Annotated in this window: 1 protein-coding gene and 1 pseudogene; both read right to left on the reverse strand. The window is 44.6% G+C overall.

Annotation, left to right across the window (positions count from 1 at the left end):
• Window positions 1–223: 223 nt before the first annotated feature.
• Window positions 224–1,381: an OmpA family protein gene (locus tag Q4A14_RS08860; RefSeq protein WP_303171504.1), complete on the reverse strand. Its 1,158-nt coding sequence runs from the start codon at window positions 1,379–1,381 to the stop codon at window positions 224–226.
• Between the two features lie 28 nt (window positions 1,382–1,409).
• Window positions 1,410–3,017: pseudogene (locus Q4A14_RS08865) on the reverse strand (collagen-like protein); the annotation flags it as partial.

Raw genomic sequence — 3,017 nt, forward strand, 5'->3', positions numbered from 1 at the left:
TTACCTCAAAGTTAAGGACTAATGGGGCTTACACACTTTTTTAGGACAGTATCGACCACACAAAATGTTCATAGATATTCTGATTAACGACAGTTTGGCTTGAGGCGCTTGGCCTGTAGGGGAGAAATTACTTTTGCTCCCTCAACTCTTTGCAATAAAAAAGGTCAGAGCGTGATAAATCACACTCCGACCTTTTGAGTATCCTTTCCTAAAGGAGCAGGGATTATAGTCTGTTCCAGTAGATGTCGTCTGAAATCTTTTCGATAGAGACCTTACGGTCGCCCTTGCGAACGTCGTTGCCTTCGTGAGGAGCTGCCACGTGTGTAGCCTTACCTGCACCTCTGTACTTGAGGTTGGCCGGATTGACACCACGAGCGATGAGTTCGTCATAGACCGTCTTTGCTCTTCTGAGTGATAGATCCTTGTTGTATGTTGAGTTACCTACAGCATCAGTGTATCCTGTGATGAGGAGACGTAGAGAGCTGTCTGTAGTCATCATCTCAGCGATCTGATCAAGGATGAAGTTGTTTTCAGAAGTAAGAGTGGATTTGTTGAACTCGAATGTGATACGATCGAGGATTGCATACTTGGTGATAGTCTTTTCGACGATCTTTTCAACCGGTTTTTCGACGATGCGATCAACAAGTTTTTCTACCTCTACATACTTTACCTGTGGACGAGGACGCTTGTCTTCGCCTCCGATACGGAACATCACTCTCATCGTAGCTTGTGCAAACTGTGGTTCGTCCTTACGGAGAGAGATGATATAGTCCCCTTGGAGACCGATACCTACGTGGTTGTTGAGCCATGTGTTGAAGCCTACACCAAGAGAAAGTGGGAAATAGGCATTCTTTTCTTGGCTCACTCTGCCTCTGCTCCATGTGTCATCGGATTGCCACTTGGCAGTTCCGGTCTTGTCATCGGTGAAGTTGCCTTGAGTCAAAGAGCTGAAGTCCTTGCTCATATAGTTGATACCTGCACGTAGATAAGGCTCTACATACTTGGAGTTGAAGAGTGATCCGAGGCGCAATTGCAGACCGGGACCCACCATCCAGAGGAAACCGTACTTGCCTGACTCTTTATCAGCGTTGCGGACAATACCCATAGTCCCTTGAACATCAAGATAAAACCAACGGTTCAACTCTCTTGCAATATAAAGGTTTGCACCCGGCATGACATGCTTCACATCCATGTTGTAGTGGTACATGTCCTTGGTAAATTCTGATCCGGTGATAGAAACTCTGTTCCAGTTGATCAATGATCCACCTACCCCGATTTCCCAAGCCTTCTTCGCTGGCTGATCCTCTTGTGCAACGACGGTAGTCGTGCACAAGCTGAGAGCCAATACAGAAAAACTGTATATAATATTTTTAATAGTCATAATCTAAATCTATTCGTTTCGTAAGTGCTTAGTTTGTCCAGTCTGCTGGTAAATTCTCCTTTGGCAGAGGTTTATCTGGATTAGCGTTGAAGATATACTTCAAGAAGTAATTTCCTGCATTTTCTTTCAAGATATAATATGGCACTGCACGATATGGGGCAAAAGCCGAGCCTAAAATATAAGCACTTTCTGCTGCTTGGGTAGTCTTTCCCTTTATATCGTCATCTATATACATCATTGTGGTTAAGACAAAGCCCGGATAGATAGAGTGGATACTAAACTTAGCATGTCCCTTAGACCAAGGAATTTTGTTGTATAGGTTAGTCACTTGGTTATCCTTTGTGCCGTGAACAAAGATCTGAGAGATGATCTTGTTTTGGAATCGGGCCTTCATCTCAGCAGCAGTTTCCTTCTTTGCCTTCCAAATGTGTCCGGTTGGAGCTTCATAGTTGATATATGTTTCAGGTAAAGACTCCATGTCCAATTCTCCCCAAACTTTTGTGACGCCCTGTATTATTTCAATCTTAGTATTATCCTTGAATGGAACCATCGGATAGATCTCCGGAACGTGAACGGCATTCGGAAGGATTGGCTGCTGACCATAGAAGTATTCCTTACCTCTTACAGTAAAGTACATATCCTCTTGTTTCCATTCAAATTCCTTATTGTGATTGAAGCGTTTTCCATAGTCTCCGATAGGAGGGTTGGGTAAAGACCCTCTTTTCTCTGTGTCGTGCAATACAACAGGTCGGATGATCAAGCACACATTTTTTGCCATATTGTAGTCTGCGTATGACTGAGTAATGCCCCACTTGTTTGACTCCGCATTGTCTGTGATATTACTTTCATCCACAGTTACATCTTTGTTCTTGACAAACGCGGTTGAAAGCACAGGTTTTGGATACACATCAGGATATGCGACCCATGTGCCATCGACCTCTCTCTCGTACTTGTAGGCGATCACAGTAAAGTGTCCCATAGGATAGCTGCCACCGCCGAGATTTTGCGCTGTGGGCTGACGCAGGTAAATGAGGTTGGCAGAGAGACGGGTGTTGACCCTGTTGGGAACAATAGTGTTCTTGGCAGAAGTCTCTGTTATCCCGCCGATCGTGACCTCAGCGGCAGATCCTATTCTTTGAGCTTCCGGAAGTTTGTCGGGAAGTTGATCACGAGTTACTCTGATTTCTCCATCGTCGCCTACAGTGAAAGTTTGGTTAGAAATACCCGGTAGACCCTTAACTTTTGAACCCGCAGGAGCTTTTGCACCTTCTTTGTCAAGGACAACAAAGATTACAGAACCATCCTTTGGATCGACATATTCCTTAAGAGCTGCATTGTAGTATTGAGCCAAGACATTGAACTTTCCCTTGACAATAGTTCCTGGTATGACTTTCTCTTCAGCATCTTTACCTCTGAGGTAATCCATGAAGTCATTGAATGATGTCTTGTTACAATCCCATGGCTGACTTGGGTTGTGTGGGTCCATAACTTGAGTAGCCTTACCGCAGTTATTGATTACTTCTTCTTTCCAAAGCTCGTAAGCGCTCTTACCGTTAGCTCCGTCGTTACCGTCGTTACCATCGCTACCATCGTTACCGTTGTCGCCCTTGTCTCCCTTCTCGCCTTTCTCTCCTTG

Origin of the sequence: Porphyromonas sp. (assembly GCF_030529325.1) — a bacterium.
Taxonomy (GTDB): Bacteria; Bacteroidota; Bacteroidia; order Bacteroidales; family Porphyromonadaceae; genus Porphyromonas_A.